Source organism: Lactiplantibacillus paraplantarum, assembly GCF_003641145.1.
In the GTDB taxonomy this organism is placed as follows: domain Bacteria; phylum Bacillota; class Bacilli; order Lactobacillales; family Lactobacillaceae; genus Lactiplantibacillus; species Lactiplantibacillus paraplantarum.
In genome coordinates this window covers 162,621-177,714 of the sequence record NZ_CP032744.1, presented here as the reverse complement: position 1 = coordinate 177,714, position 15,094 = coordinate 162,621, and the positions used below count along the sequence as shown (strand labels likewise).

The following is a 15,094-nucleotide window of genomic DNA, read 5'->3' as shown; positions in this document are numbered from 1 at the left end:
TTAAAAATCGCATTCACGACCCCTGCTACGAACCAATGACGACTTAAAACTGATAAACTTTCGCCTCGTACGCCCGTAATACGTCTCGATGATCCCCATCGTAATTACTGATCAATAGGTGCGCATCTGCAGGTAGCACCGCAAAGTGTCGTGTCTGAGTTGCCGCTGTAAAATTACAAATCACCAAGAGATGCTGGCTTCCAGCATGCCGCATGTACGCATATACTGACGCGTCCTCAGGCAGCAACAAACGATAATCTCCCGTCGTCATAATTGGTAATTGATGACGAAGTTTGATCAGTCGCTGATAATAACTCAGAATTGAACCGGGCGTTCGTTGCGCCAACTGGGTATTAATTCGAGGGTAATTGGCATTAACTGCTAGCCACGGTGTTGCTGTTGAAAACCCAGCGTTCTGGCTGTCATCCCACTGCATCGGGGTACGTGCATTATCCCGTGACATATGGGCTAAGTACCCTAACATCTGGTCCGATTGCACCACCTGCTCGTCATCAACAAAGTGGTGGTAGGCATTGAGCGATTCCAAATCCTGATAATCAGCTAACTGGCTAAAGTGGGCATTTGTCATGCCGAGCTCTTCACCTTCATAAATATAGGGCGTTCCTTGTAGAAAATGCAACAGGGTTGCCAACATTTTCGCTGAGCGTTCCCGGTATACTGGTCGCTCATCACCGAACCGCGATACGATTCGCGGTTGGTCATGATTATTCCAGTAGAGGCTATTCCAAGCAGCGCCTTGTAAGCCAGTTTGCCACTTAGATAGACTCTGCTTTAAATCAACTAGACGAACCGGTTGGTCATTCCATTTACCCAAGGCTGGATCCGGATTACCATCCAAACCCATGTGCTCGAATTCAAACACCATATTTAGCTCCTGCCCTTGTAGGCTTGCTAACTGCCTTGCGTCGGCGACCGTAGCTCCAGGAGTTTCACCGACCGTCATCAATTGATGCCCTGCAAATACTTGTTGGTTCATTTCCTGTAAGTAATCATGCAAGTGTGGACCGTTAGCAATAATTCCACCAATTGCCGCGTACGGCTCACCAGCTTCTGGTTGCCCATCAGCAAAACTAGCGGGTTTGGAAATCAAGTTAATGACATCCAACCGGAAACCGTCCACACCCTTATTAACCCAGAAATTCATCATGTCATAGACTGCTTGTCGCAATTGTGGATTATCCCAATTCAGATCTGGCTGTTCGACTGCGAACGAATGTAGATAGTACTGATCACGACTAGCGACGTATTTCCAGACTGAACCACCGAAAAAGCCGCCCCAATTATTGGGCGCATGACCATCCACGGGATCGCGCCAAATATAGTAGTCCGCATATGGATTATCCTTACTCTTTGCACTTGCCGTAAACCACTTATTTTGATTAGACGAATGGTTGACAACAATGTCCATCATAATTTTTAATCCTTTCGCATGGGCCGTGGCCAGCAATTGGTCAAAATCAGCCATCGTTCCAAACTCTGGATTAATATCATAGTAATCACTAATATCATACCCGTTGTCGACGCCGGGAGAACGGTAAATTGGATTAAGCCAGATGACATCCGCACCTAGCTGCTTGATATAATCTAGACGTTGTGTAATACCAGGTAAATCCCCAATTCCATCGCCATTTGAATCTTGAAACGATCGTGGATAAACTTGATAAACGACTGCTGACTGCCACCATTGATTAGCCATATATGATATCCTCCTAAAAAAGTTTTTGTTTTAAAAACTTGTCACGATTGGCCCGTAAAGGTACCGCTTACAACACTACCTATTCTACCATTGTCGGTCATTGGAGCGTACCCACTAATGGTCATTTATTTGTTGGCCTCACATGATTCTAGCCATATCTTAGTTGACGAATCAAAAACACCATGCTATTATCGCTTATATTCAAATAACGAACGATAATCTTACTTTCAAGTAGCGAATTAACTGTGCGTCAGGAAGTCGGTGGGTGCTGCGAACCGATCAGGTTAATCTCGATGAAATACGGTAGGAGAGGTCCAGGTACGCCCGGCGGATAACAACTAGAGCCGTTAACTGCTAGTGAGTGGAGTCATATTGTGACTCAAGCTGGGTGGTACCACGGTCTAATCAATCGTCCCTGTTGCATTATTATGCAACGGGGACGATTTTTTGCATTCATAATACTATTATCGGCGTTCAACTGCCATTAAAGCGGCCAGTGATTGGCCTACCTAATGATAGTTTAGCGACCTCAAAGGAGTTATTTATTATGCCTAATTCAAAAAAATGGCGCTCAGTTCAGTTGCCAGAAGCCTTACTCGTTTTATTATTCATGTTAGCAATTATGGGACTTGGTGTGATCAAATTCGGCCTATCACCACAGACTCCCGTTATTTTAGTGATTGCCCTCATCATTTTGTGGGCACGGATTCGTGGTGCTCATTGGGACGATATTCACGGTGGCATTATTGATGGCATCAAGACTGGCATCATCCCAATCTTTATTTTTCTACTCATCGGTGCCCTTATTAGTGTTTGGATTGCAGCCGGCATCATACCCTCAATGATGGTCTTTGGTTTTCACCTAATTTCCGCACAGTGGTTCGTGCCGTCTGTTTTTCTCGTTTGTGCGATTATTGGGACTTCAATTGGGAGTGCCTTTACGATCATTTCAACCATTGGAATTGCCCTCTTCGGGATTGGCACTACAATGGGCATCAACCCAGCTTTGATTGCCGGCGCTATCATCTCAGGTGCCATTTTTGGGGATAAGACTTCCCCACTATCAGACTCAACTAATCTTGCCGCTGCCATCGCCGAAGCTGATTTATTCGATCATATTCGTAACTTAATGTGGTCTACGATCCCGGCCTTCATTGTGTCGCTAGCGCTATACGCCGTTTTAGGTGCAGGTGCTGCGACAGAGAGTCATTTAGATAAGATTCAGACGACTTTGACAGTTCTCAACAATAACTTCACCATCAGTTGGTGGGCAGCACTGCCACTCGCTGTCATGTTTGCCTGTGCCTTGTTAAAGATTCCAGCCATTGCAACCTTATTAATGAATATCGGACTTGCCATCGTCATGATTTTCGTCGAACAACCGCACATTGCGTTGGCTAAAATTGCAACAATGATCGAGACCGGCTTCGTTGCCAAAACTGGCAATACTAGTGTTGATGCCTTACTCTCACGTGGTGGTATCAGTGCCATGATGAGCACGGTATCCTTGATTTTATTAACCCTCTCCTTAGGTGGGTTACTCATGAAATTTAACCTGATTCAAACAGCGATGGTCCCCTTAACCAAGCGACTAAAGGGGACCGGTGCCACTATCACGGCCGCCATTTTAGCCGGCATCGGTGTCAACATCTTTGTTGGTGAGCAGTACCTTTCCGTTATCTTGCCCGGTAAGGCATTTAAGCCAACCTTTAACCAACGTGGTCTGGCTAACTTAGCTCTCAGCCGTGTCCTTGAAGACGGTGGGACCGTCATCAACTACTTGATTCCATGGGGCGTTGCCGGTGCTTTTGCCGCCAATACGCTGGGGGTTTCAACCTTAGCTTACCTACCATTTTGTTTCTTTAGTTTACTATCACCAGTATTTTCAATTATTAGTGGCTTCACTGGGTGGGGTCTAAAACGTCAATCTACAAAACAATCCGTTTAATTTAATCGGTAACCGAACCAAGCCCGAAATATAATGGTTCCTACTTGTGATTTTCTTCCGCTGCTCGCTACAATTAGGCAAAAGCATGTTTTTAGATCAGTCTAACAACTAATTAATTGATGCTTGTATGATTTATTTTCTAATGAATCACATCATACACCGTCTCAACTAACGAACTTAGACGCGCTAGGAGGGGGATTACAATGCTTGCATACGGCTATCAAAAATTTGGGGGACCCACCGTATTTGAAGAACTTGCACAATCACAACCATTACCAGCAGCCAATCAGTTATTGATCAACACCTTAGCTGTTAACTTAACGGAGGAAGACCGTTTAGAACGACTAGGAACTATCCAAAGCATCACATTACCACACATTCCGGGACACGATGTCATTGGACGTATCGTCAAAGTCGGCACCGCTGTTACCGACTTTGACGTTGGAACCATCGTGGCGGCGCGCACTAATCATACCTACGCGGAACAGATTTGTCTGGATAATGATCTTGCGGTGACTGTTCCAACTGACCTCGATCCGGTTACAGCTGTCAGTCTAGTCACACCTGGCATCATCGCCTACAAGGTAGTCCGCTACTTTGCGGACGTTCAAGCTGATCAGACCGTCATTGTTAAGGGCGCCGGTAGTCCAGTAGGTCTGCTGATTATTCAATTAGCCAAACGTTTAGGCGCGCACGTCATAGCGGTCGCTAGCGAACGTTATGCCAGTCTGATTGCGACGCTCGGTGTTGATCAATTCGTCGACTACCAACATCAAAATCCAGTTCACGTGTTAGCCGATCGTGGCGATGTCGTGATTAACGTTGCCATCGATGGGGTTGGCGGTAAGGATGATTTAGCCATGGCCAAATTTGATGCAACCATCGCTTCATTTGCCCATCACTTGCCAGCTACCAGCAAATCAATTCGTTTCCAAGCGATCCAACCGACCGAGGTGATTTCTGATCAAGCTGCCTTACAATTACTATTCAAGTTGCTAGATACTGGTCAATTGACCACGACGATCGATGAACAACTACCGTTTAACCTCACGGGCTTCATTCAAGGTCACCAACGACTAGATGAGCCCCACGTGGGTCAAGTGGTCGTTGCGCGCTAAAAAAACTGCTTTCAAAAGTTATTCTTTTGAAAGCAGTTTTTTTAGTCAGGTGGTCGCTTATTAAGGCCATCGCAAAATTTTGAGTAAACCAATTCACGCTGCTTTCAGCGGATTAAAGCTAATCGTAACGATTGGATACATTTCAAAGGCCGCCTCAATTAGCCAAGCCCCGGACACCTATGCGAGCTGGTAGACCCAAGCCTCATATGGCCGCAATTTGTTTGGCTGCTGCTCGCCATAATTACTGATCAAGCATTTTGCCGTGGGCGTCAGATATTGATCCAGTGGTCGGGACAGGGTATCGGCTGTGAAATTGCAACAAACTAGCCAGGTCTGACCCTCCCATTGCCGTTCATATAAGAACACTTGCGGATCATCGGCCCACAAAAGCTTAAACGAGCCTAACGTCACTAAGAGATATTGATGTCGCAATTGAATCAAGTGTCGGTAATAATACCACACTGAATCCGAATCAGCTAAAGCCGCGGCGGCATTGATTTGATGATAGTTGGGATTGACCGTAAGCCATGGTGTTGCGTCACTAAAACCCGCATTAACCTCCGTGTCCCATTGCATCGGCGTTCGCGAGTTGTCCCGAGAACGCGCCGCTAATCGAGCCATCATGTCTGCCGGTGATAGCAGCTGGCGCTCAGTCACTAAATCACGATAGGCATTGAGCGATTCAATATCTCGATAACTGGCTAGTTCAGTAAAATGAGCGTCAGTCATCCCCAGTTCCTCACCTTGATAAATATACGGAGTTCCCTGCAAGAGGTGCAAACACGTTGCGAGCATTTTAGCCGAACGTACCCGATATGCTGGTCGGTCATCACCAAAACGTGAGACCGCCCGTGGCGTATCATGATTGTTCCAAAACAGGCTGTTCCAAGCCCGCCCTTCAAGTCCGACTTGCCAGTCACTAATGACTTTCTTTAGTGCCACTAACGGCGTCTTACGCGTACTCCACTTACCAAGACCATGCTGACTATTATCAAGTCGCAGATGTTGAAATTCAAAGACCATATCTAATTCGTGCCGATCAGCGCCCGCATACTTCAGCGCATCCGCTGGTGTCACCCCGTGGGTCTCACCGACCGTCATAATATCGAATTGCGACAACACGCGCTGATTCATTTCTTGTAAGAATTCATGTACTCGCGGTCCGTTCGTTACCCGAGCATCGCCAAACTGACTGTGCGGTTTCAGCGGGCCATCTGGTAACCCCGGCAACTTAGAAATCTGGTTAATGACGTCCATTCGAAAACCGTCAACCCCCTTGTTCAGCCACCAGGTCATCATCGTATAAACTGCCTCTCGTAAGGTCGGATTCTCCCAGTTTAAATCAGGTTGTTTTGTTGAAAACGTGTGTAAGTAATACTGCTGGGTCTGCTCATCATATTGCCATGCTGAGCCACCAAAAGCCGCATCCCAATTATTGGGCGCTTTTTTGCCATTCCCTGAGCGCCAAAAGTAGAAATCACGATACTGATTGGTGCGGTCCTGGCAACTGTGTTGGAACCACGGATGCTCATCAGAGGTATGGTTAACAACCAAGTCCATGATGATCTTTAAGCCCCGGTCATGGGCGGCCTGCAATAGTTCATCAAAATCAGTCATAGTGCCAAAGTCGGCCGCAATTTGTTGATAATCACTAATATCATAACCATTATCATCGTTGGGTGAGCGATAAATGGGATTGAGCCAAATGACGTCGATTCCTAATTGCTTTAAGTAGTCTAGGTGAGCCGTGATCCCCTTTAAGTCACCAATACCATCATGATTGGTATCTTGAAAACTCCGCGGATAGACCTGATAGACAACGGCTTGTTGCCACCACTTGATTGTTGCTGCCATCATTACGATTAACTCCTTAGTTACGCGGTAATGCCCTTGATGAGCTTAACTGGTAATGTATATTTTGATTCCAGTGTACAATTCGCATCCTCAATCCGCTGCAATAGTAGAGAAACCAGTAACGTGCTAATATCCGCTAACGGCTGTTCTACTGTTGTTAATTCAGAATGATAATCACGCATGAGCGCCGTGCCATCATAACCAACAACGCGTAATTGCTCAGGAACCGTTAATGACAGTTGTCGCGCGACGTTGAGCACTAGTAAAGCGGTCAAATCATCACTACAAAAAATACCATCATACTGATGTTGTGTCATAATCGTCTTAATTTCCATCATCTTCAGCGCGGGGGTCAATTCAAACGGTAATTCATGGACATGGGGTGTTAGCTGTTGGGCCGCTAAGTAGGCTTCATAGCCTTCACGGCGACCATTCGTTGGCGAACCCGCGTGTGACTTACCTGTAAAAATAGCCACGTTAGTCGCCCCCGCCTGATGCAATGTCTGGGTTGCTAGCCAGCCCCCCTGGTAATTATCCGAACTAACGATGGGAATATTGTCGGATAAGTACCGGTCAAATGAAATAATCGGAAGGCCGTATTGTTGATATTCTTCAATGCCTAAGTTGTGGGCACCAGCAATAATCCCATCAACCTGATTAGCCATTAACATTTGTAAGTAGTCGCGTTCTTTTTGCGGATCATCCGCACTATTACATAAAATCACCTTATAATTTTTAGCAAATAAGATTTTTTCAATCCGGGACACCAGTTCACCAAAGAACGGATTACTAATATCTGAAAAGATGACGCCAATTAAGCGCGTATTCTTTCCTTGCAGTGAGCGTGCCATATTATTCGGCTGATAATGCAGTTCTCGCATCGCCGCGAAAACTTTTTCTTTAGTCTGACTACTCAGGTAGCCATGGTTATTAATGACCCGGGAAACCGTAGTCGCTGAGACCCCCGCTAGCTTGGCAACATCATTTAATTTTGGTTTCATTGTTATCGACTCCAGTATGCTCTGATTGGCGCCATTCCCAGACTTTACCGGTAACTGTTTTAGAATCACCTTGAACCTTAAGTCGGCTCGGAACATCGTTTAGGAAGAACCGACCGGTCATCACGGAATAGCCATTATCAATATAGCATTCAAAGACTGACACATCTATGATTAGCCGGATTTTTATTGTCTGATGGGCCGTTAACTCAACTTGACGAGTCTGACCATAATCTTCGGCAAACGAATTTCCCGTATGCCGCCGATCAATCATGACCTGACCGTGGTTGGCATCAACGGTCACCTGCAACTGGCCACTTTCCTGCTGATCAGCGATGTTAACCGTAACCGTTTTATCAGCGGGAACCGTCAGTAAGAGTTCAAAGCTGCCATTCAATGCGGCCACCGTCGCCCGTTGTTGCTCAAAGACTAGGTCATGCGCCGTCGTCCGTAAATCATCCACCGCTGCCACTGGATTTTGATAGAGGTGCCCATCTTTAAGCGTTAGTTCCTTAACTAAACTCAAACAATGGGCCCAATTTTCACGATCAGTTGGATAGGCAATTTCAGGTAACCCAATCCAGCTGACGGCTAACGCGCGGCCATCCGGCGCATTGATCGCCTGCGTGGCGTACACGTCAAAGCCGTCATCCAATTGCGTTAGGGCGTGGGGTTCAGTTAATTGTGCCTGAGCCAGATCCAATTGATCGGCAACTAGGTACATGTTTGGATAAATATTCTGATACGGGGTCGTTGCTTGTGATAACCCTTGGGGACAGAACAATAAGACGGGCTGTTGATCGATCCAGACCAGATTCGGACACTCAATCATATAACCCCGTGCATCTGCGGGAACGTTCAACTCGCCTTGACACGTCCAGGTGGTCAGATCCTTTGAGAAATAAACCAAGATAGCACCGATTTCAGCAGTCGTCTGCGCACCGATCAACACGTAGTAGCCGTGGTCAGTCCGGATCAAGTCCGGATCACGAAACGAACTCGTGTACCCAGCCGGAGCATGCGCAATTAGTGGCCGGGACAGCTTTTTAATGTGATTATCCGTGTCCATCCAGGCGCCTAATTGATACGATTCACGTTGCCAGTCGGCAGTACGGACATTACCCGTATACATAATAAATAACTGATCATCAATTGGTAGTGCCGTACCCGTGTACGCGCCATGTGAGTCGTACGGCGTATCTGGTCGAATCGCTAAGCCCTCATCATGCCAATCCACCAAGTTCTTAGAGGTCACGTGTTGCCATGACTTCAGTCCGTGTACCGGACCGAACGGAAAAACTTGGTAGAACAGGTGCCACTGACCATCAAAGTATGAAAAGCCATTGGGGTCATTTAACAAACCTGATGCGGGCTGAATATGATGTTGCATCCGCCACTTAGACTGGCGCGCCTGGGCAACGAGCTGTGGTAGCTTAGTTGCTGGCCACTGTTCATAAGGGGTATAACGGGTTTTACGATTCCATATCATGACGATGAGCTCCTTTTCAACGTTCGACTTAATTGTCACCATTATAAAACCGCTTACACCGATATGTCAATCGTTTGACATTTTTATATTATATTTTCATGTCAGCATTCCAAATACGGCTTTTTAACAAGATTATCACGCAATTCAATTTTATATCAAACGCTTGACATATTTTTCAAACTTGTTATCATTGGGTCTGTAAAGCGCTTGCATTATTAAACTAAAAACAATTTTAGACTCAGGGAGTGAATTATTATGAATCATCAAGAAGTTGCTGACCGTGTACTTAATGCAATTGGTAAAAACAACATTCAAGCCGCCGCCCACTGTGCGACGCGCCTCCGTTTGGTCATCAAGGACGAATCCAAGATCGATCAACAAGCCTTAGATGACGACGCAGACGTTAAGGGGACCTTCGAAACTAACGGCCAATACCAAATCATTATTGGCCCTGGCGATGTCGATAAAGTCTATGACGCCTTAATCGCCAAAACTGGTCTTAAAGAAGCGACCCCCGATGATATCAAGGCAGTTGCCGCTGCGGGTCAAAAGAAAAATCCATTAATGGACTTCCTTAAAGTCTTATCTGATATTTTTATTCCAATCGTCCCTGCACTAGTTGCTGGGGGTCTATTAATGGCACTAAACAACGTTTTGACTGCCGAGCATCTTTTTATGGCCAAGTCAGTTGTTGAAGTTTACCCCGGTCTCAAAGGTATCGCCGAAATGATTAACGCGATGGCTAGTGCGCCGTTTACTTTCTTGCCCATCCTCTTAGGATTTTCAGCAACGAAGCGCTTCGGCGGCAACCCCTATCTGGGTGCTACGATGGGCATGATCATGGTCTTACCATCACTAGTTAACGGCTATAGCGTTGCAACGACCATGGCCGCCGGTAAGATGGTTTACTGGAACGTCTTTGGTTTACACGTTGCCCAAGCAGGCTATCAAGGCCAAGTACTCCCAGTCTTAGGCGTCGCCTTCATTCTAGCTACCCTTGAAAAATTCTTCCATAAACACATTAAAGGGGCATTTGACTTCACGTTTACCCCGATGTTCGCCATTGTGATTACTGGTTTCCTAACTTTTACAATCGTCGGCCCCGTCTTACGAACGGTGAGCGATGTATTAACTAACGGTTTAGTAGGCTTATATAACAGCACCGGCTGGATTGGTATGGGAATCTTTGGTTTATTATATTCTGCAATTGTTATTACTGGTCTCCATCAAACTTTCCCAGCAATCGAAACCCAGTTGTTGGCCAATGTTGCCAAAACTGGTGGTTCCTTTATCTTCCCAGTCGCCTCAATGGCCAACATTGGGCAAGGTGCTGCCACTTTAGCTATTTTCTTTGCCACTAAGAGCCAAAAGCAAAAAGCCCTGACTTCTTCTGCCGGGATCTCAGCGTTACTCGGAATTACGGAACCTGCTATTTTCGGGGTCAACCTCAAGATGAAATTCCCATTTGTCTTTGCAGCGATTGCCTCAGGAATTGCTTCAGCTTTCTTAGGGCTATTCCACGTTCTGTCCGTGGCGATGGGTCCCGCATCAGTTATCGGGTTCATTTCGATTGCTGCAAAGTCGATTCCAGCGTTCGCACTCGGTGGTGTCATCTCGTTTGTCGTCGCATTTATTCCAACCTTTATCTATGCCAAACGAACACTCGGTGATGATCGTGATCAAGTAAAATCACCAGCACCAACTAGTACCGTCATCAATGTTAATGATGAGATTATCAGTGCACCCGTAACGGGGACTAGCGAAAGTCTCAAACAAGTTAACGACCAAGTTTTCTCGGCTGAAATCATGGGTAAAGGCGCCGCAATCGTGCCAAGCGCTGATCAGGTCGTCGCACCAGCTGACGGTATCATCACCGTCACTTATGATAGCCACCATGCTTATGGCATCAAAACAACTGCCGGTGCCGAAATTCTGATTCACTTAGGATTAGATACGGTCAATTTAAATGGCGAACACTTCACTACTAACGTCCAGAAGGGCGATACCGTTCATCAAGGTGATCTACTCGGAACGTTTGACGTCGCTGCCTTAAAAGCCGCTAACTATGATCCAACCGTCATGCTAGTCGTCACAAATACGGCCAATTACGCTAATGTTGAACGACTCAAAGTCACGAATGTCCAAGCTGGTGAACAGCTCGTTGCGCTGACTGAACCGGCAGCTAGCTCAGTTGCTGCTACAACTGTCTAAACTTTATTAGGAGGACGTCATGCCTGTTGAATATGACCCCAAAACCGGCTTAATCAATCTTCATAATGACCAAATTAGCTATGTTATTCAAATTTTAGTTCATCGTTACCCAGTGCATCGATATTTTGGACGTTACTTTTCAAAACAACCGTACTTTGAGCCGATGCCATCCGGTAGCCATGCTTTTGCTAATGACCCAACAGAACGCTTTCCATATTCCGTGACTTCACTGCCACTCGAATATTCCACTATCGGCAGTGGTGACTATCGCCAGCCAGCTTACGTTATTAAAGATGCTAACAACCAATTACTGCCAGTTTTAGAATATACTGGTTTTTCTGTGAATGATCAGCCAATCAACTCGCGCCAATTGCCACCAACCGTTAGCAAACACACGCCTGTAACAACCCTAGTCATTCATTTGGCCGATTCAGTGACTAAGTTACAGATGGATCTTAACTACACTATTTTTGAAAATCAGCCGATTATCTTGCGAAGCACAACTCTGCACCATCACGGTACTAATAATTTGCAACTAACAGCTCTATCCAGCGCTCAACTAGATCTACCAACTGACCAATATATTGCGCTGACATTAAGCGGTACCCATGCACATGAAGCTAATCCATCGTTTAACCGTTTACACCCAGGGTTACAAACGGTTCGAAGTCTGCGCGGCACTAGTGGCCCACAACACCAACCGTTCATGGCTCTAGCGGAACCTAACACGACAGAATTAGCGGGGACTGTTATTGGTTGTGCACTAGCATGGAGTGGTAACTTCGACAGTACTGTCGAACTTGATCAATATCAACACAGCCGCCTAACAATTGGTCTTGAACCTACTACATTCGAATGGCAGCTAAAACCAAATAGCAGTTTCCAGACTCCTGAAGCCGTGTTAACTTGGACAAATACTGGTTTTAACGGCATGTCGCAAGTATTTCACGCTTTTAGTTATCAGCTGATGCCCTCCCAGACCAACATTCCAAGTGTGCTTAACACTTGGGAAACACTGACATTTGCCGTTTCGGAGTCTAAAGTTCAACACTTAATCGAACACGCCCACCAGTTAGGCTTACAAATGCTTGTCTTAGACGACGGCTGGTTTGTCAACCGTAACGGTGAAAATGGGCAATTGGGGGACTGGTTTGTTGACCCCATTAAATTTCCTAATGGTCTGAAACCCCTTGCCCAACAAGCCCATCATCATCGAATGGGCTTCGGTCTCTGGGTGGAACCAGAGATGATCACCACTAACAGTCAGCTCTACCAACAACATCCTGCCTGGGTATTACAATATGTTGATCGGACACCCATCACAGCTCGCCACCAGCTAGTCTTAGATCTTTCGCAAGCTGCTGTCCGTGACCACTTAGTCACTACTCTGACGAACTTGGTTCAAAATAACCAACTCGATTATTTTAAATGGGATATGAATCGCCATCTTACACAGGTTGGCAGCACACACTTACCGGCTGCACAACAAGGAGAACTGTATTACCGCTACGTCTGTGGACTTTATGATATTCTCGCACGCGTGAAGCGCGCCTGTCCCAAGCTTATTATCGAAAACTGTTCAGCTGGTGGCGGCCGGTTTGATTTTGGTATGCTACCATACATCAATCAGACGTGGATAAGCGATTTGACTGATCCAGTCGACCGAGCAACGATTGAGAACGGATTTAGTTATCTATTTCCACCACGGATATTTAGCAACCATATAACCGCATCACCCAATGCGCAAAATGGCCGAATAACACCATTTGAAACTCGATTACAATTGGCCTGTATCGGGCAACTAGGATTGGAACTTAATCCTAAACAACTTATCCCTAGTGAACAGCAACTTCTTCAAGGAGCCTTGATTAAATATCAGCAACTGAAGTCTACTTTTATCAAGGCCCATTTTTATCGTCTACCGACAAAAAGACACGTTGTTGCGTGGTTGCTAGTAACGACAGATAAAACGCAAGCAATCTGTTGTTACTTAAATGGGCTTAATTCTGCTGTCAAAACTCAGCACCCATTACCATTACACTATCTCGATGCTGAATTAACCTATACTGATTCATCAGGCAATCGTTATACAGGTCACCAGTTAAATACGATTGGGCTTCTACTCAAACCCAACAACGCTGATTTCACTAGCCAATTAATTTATTTACATCAAAGTTAATGTAATCGTTAACAAAGTTTTTAATTAAGCGTATACTATTTAATAAATAAGACTACATTTTTGATTATTAGGAGGCACACTATGCTTTTAGGTGCAATTGAAGCTGGTGGCACAAAATTTGTTTGTGCCACGGGCACTGAGAACGGACAAGTTAGCGACCGGATTTCGATCCCCACGACAACTCCCGCTGAAACCATGGCGGCAGTTGACGACTATTTTACGACTCATCCCGTTGACGCGATTGGAATCGGATCATTTGGTCCCATCGGTGTTAACCCCGATGATCCTAAATATGGTTACATTACTACTACTCCCAAACCTGGTTGGGGCGACTTTGACTTTCTAGGTCATCTTAAAAGTCGCTTTGATATTCCATTCTACTGGACAACCGACGTTAACGAAGCTGCTTATGGCGAATCAATGATCGGTATCGCCAAAGACGTTCCTAACAGCATTTATATGACAATTGGGACCGGTGTCGGTGCTGGTGTTATTAGCCACAATCAGATTTTTAATGGTCGAACTCATACTGAACTTGGCCACATGCGACTCAATCGGTTACCTGGGGATGATTTCAAATCTAGCTGTCCCTACCATGATATCTGCTTAGAAGGCTTAGCTGCCGGACCAGCAGTTGGTAAACGGACCGGCAAGTCTGGCAAAGACATTCCCGTTGACGATCCGGTCTGGCCAATCATTGCCGACTACATCGCGCAAGCGTGTGTCAATCTAACCGTCGCCTTCGCACCGGATAAAATCATTCTTAATGGTGGCGTCATGAATCAACGACAGCTCTTCCCGATAATTCGCGAAAAATTTGCGGCCTATCTCAACGGCTACGAAGAAGTCCCACCACTGAATGATTACATCGTTCCCGCTGGATTAGGTAACAATTCTGGAATTGCCGGTGGTCTGTTGCTAGCTCAGGCTGCTTTAAAGAACGCTTAATACCTTGCAAAAAAGTCCGTCGATACGCGTTTAAACGTATCAGCGGACTTTTAGTTTATAGTCAGTTCGTCATTCGGTTAATGAATATATACGGTTAAAACAGTGATAAAGCCAAAAATCACCCCGGGAACATTTGAAATAATAACGGGCCAATCTTTATAGGTCTTGAACCAGCCATAGCCCGTCCATAATATCCCGTTAATCATTGCCACAAGTGGCTGTAGCGGCGATACTGGATCACCTGAGAAATTCGAAATGATTTGCGGAATATACGACACGTACATCGCAATACACGTAAACGTCGCTAACTTACTAATCAGTTTCAGATATTTAACTCGCTTGGGATCAATAGCATCCTTACCACTAGGGTATGCACCATTATCAACTTTGTACTTAATAAATAATCACCCTCCTAAAGACAAATTATACGACACTAACTAAATAATTCAAGGATAGTCATATGTCGCCTGCTATCAATTCGCTATAACTGAGCTCATAGCGAATTGTCTTTGTATTGTGGTCAACCGCTTCCTATTCACACGCACAAACCAAAAGACCCGTATCAACTGATACGGGTCCATTTAGAAGTTAGGTTGGAATGATTCTGAGATCATTCTAGGGTGGATACTTGA

Annotated in this window: 10 protein-coding genes; 5 read left to right on the top strand and 5 right to left on the bottom strand. The window is 45.6% G+C overall.

What is annotated here, in order from left to right; genetic code table 11:
• Nucleotides 1-43 precede the first annotated feature (43 nt).
• On the bottom strand, nt 44-1,717 hold the full coding sequence (locus tag LP667_RS00790; RefSeq protein ID WP_021730479.1) for a glycoside hydrolase family 13 protein: 1,674 nt from the start codon (nt 1,715-1,717) through the stop codon (nt 44-46).
• Between the two features lie 547 nt (nt 1,718-2,264).
• Between LP667_RS00790 and nhaC the strand changes: the two genes are divergently transcribed.
• Both nhaC and LP667_RS00780 read left to right on the top strand, forming a co-directional pair.
• Nucleotides 2,265-3,665, top strand: a complete 1,401-nt coding sequence (gene nhaC, locus LP667_RS00785) for a Na+/H+ antiporter NhaC (RefSeq protein WP_033609270.1) — start codon at nt 2,265-2,267, stop codon at nt 3,663-3,665.
• A gap of 203 nt (nt 3,666-3,868) precedes the next feature.
• Nucleotides 3,869-4,783: an NADP-dependent oxidoreductase gene (locus LP667_RS00780; protein WP_021730477.1), complete on the top strand. Its 915-nt coding sequence runs from the start codon at nt 3,869-3,871 to the stop codon at nt 4,781-4,783.
• Between the two features lie 177 nt (nt 4,784-4,960).
• Here LP667_RS00780 and LP667_RS00775 read toward each other — a convergent pair whose 3' ends face one another.
• The 3 genes from LP667_RS00775 to LP667_RS00765 are packed head-to-tail and all read right to left on the bottom strand — an operon-like array spanning nt 4,961 to nt 9,124.
• Nucleotides 4,961-6,637 carry a glycoside hydrolase family 13 protein gene (locus LP667_RS00775; RefSeq protein ID WP_033609269.1) on the bottom strand — a complete coding sequence of 559 codons (1,677 nt, stop codon included), beginning with the start codon at nt 6,635-6,637 and terminating at the stop codon, nt 4,961-4,963.
• Between the two features lie 20 nt (nt 6,638-6,657).
• Nucleotides 6,658-7,638, bottom strand: coding sequence for a LacI family DNA-binding transcriptional regulator (locus LP667_RS00770; protein ID WP_021730475.1), 981 nt, complete (start codon nt 7,636-7,638; stop codon nt 6,658-6,660).
• Entirely contained in the window at nt 7,619-9,124 is a 1,506-nt protein-coding gene (locus LP667_RS00765) for a sucrose-6-phosphate hydrolase (RefSeq protein ID WP_021730474.1), read from the bottom strand. The genes LP667_RS00770 and LP667_RS00765 overlap by 20 nt, the downstream gene beginning before the upstream one ends.
• A 255-nt stretch (nt 9,125-9,379) precedes the next feature.
• On the opposite strand from LP667_RS00765, the gene LP667_RS00760 reads away from it, so the two are divergent.
• From LP667_RS00760 to LP667_RS00750, 3 genes are all read left to right on the top strand, one after another.
• A complete protein-coding gene (locus tag LP667_RS00760) occupies nt 9,380-11,335 on the top strand; it encodes a sucrose-specific PTS transporter subunit IIBC (RefSeq protein ID WP_021730473.1) in 1,956 nt (651 codons plus the stop codon).
• Nucleotides 11,336-11,354: 19 nt separating this feature from the next.
• A complete protein-coding gene (locus LP667_RS00755) occupies nt 11,355-13,514 on the top strand; it encodes an alpha-galactosidase (RefSeq protein ID WP_021730472.1) in 2,160 nt (719 codons plus the stop codon).
• An 81-nt stretch (nt 13,515-13,595) separates the two neighbouring features.
• Entirely contained in the window at nt 13,596-14,462 is an 867-nt protein-coding gene (locus LP667_RS00750) for a fructokinase (RefSeq protein WP_021730471.1), read from the top strand.
• Nucleotides 14,463-14,539: 77 nt separating this feature from the next.
• Here LP667_RS00750 and LP667_RS00745 read toward each other — a convergent pair whose 3' ends face one another.
• Nucleotides 14,540-14,812, bottom strand: coding sequence for a SemiSWEET family transporter (locus LP667_RS00745; RefSeq protein WP_003641779.1), 273 nt, complete (start codon nt 14,810-14,812; stop codon nt 14,540-14,542).
• Nucleotides 14,813-15,094: the final 282 nt, after the last annotated feature.

Coding starts and splice junctions, on each gene's coding strand:
- LP667_RS00790 (WP_021730479.1), bottom strand. CDS start 1,717: ATGGCTAATCAATGGTGGCAGTCAGCAGTCGTTTATCAAGTTTATCCA.
- nhaC (WP_033609270.1), top strand. CDS start 2,265: ATGCCTAATTCAAAAAAATGGCGCTCAGTTCAGTTGCCAGAAGCCTTA.
- LP667_RS00780 (WP_021730477.1), top strand. CDS start 3,869: ATGCTTGCATACGGCTATCAAAAATTTGGGGGACCCACCGTATTTGAA.
- LP667_RS00775 (WP_033609269.1), bottom strand. CDS start 6,637: ATGGCAGCAACAATCAAGTGGTGGCAACAAGCCGTTGTCTATCAGGTC.
- LP667_RS00770 (WP_021730475.1), bottom strand. CDS start 7,638: ATGAAACCAAAATTAAATGATGTTGCCAAGCTAGCGGGGGTCTCAGCG.
- LP667_RS00765 (WP_021730474.1), bottom strand. CDS start 9,124: ATGATATGGAATCGTAAAACCCGTTATACCCCTTATGAACAGTGGCCA.
- LP667_RS00760 (WP_021730473.1), top strand. CDS start 9,380: ATGAATCATCAAGAAGTTGCTGACCGTGTACTTAATGCAATTGGTAAA.
- LP667_RS00755 (WP_021730472.1), top strand. CDS start 11,355: ATGCCTGTTGAATATGACCCCAAAACCGGCTTAATCAATCTTCATAAT.
- LP667_RS00750 (WP_021730471.1), top strand. CDS start 13,596: ATGCTTTTAGGTGCAATTGAAGCTGGTGGCACAAAATTTGTTTGTGCC.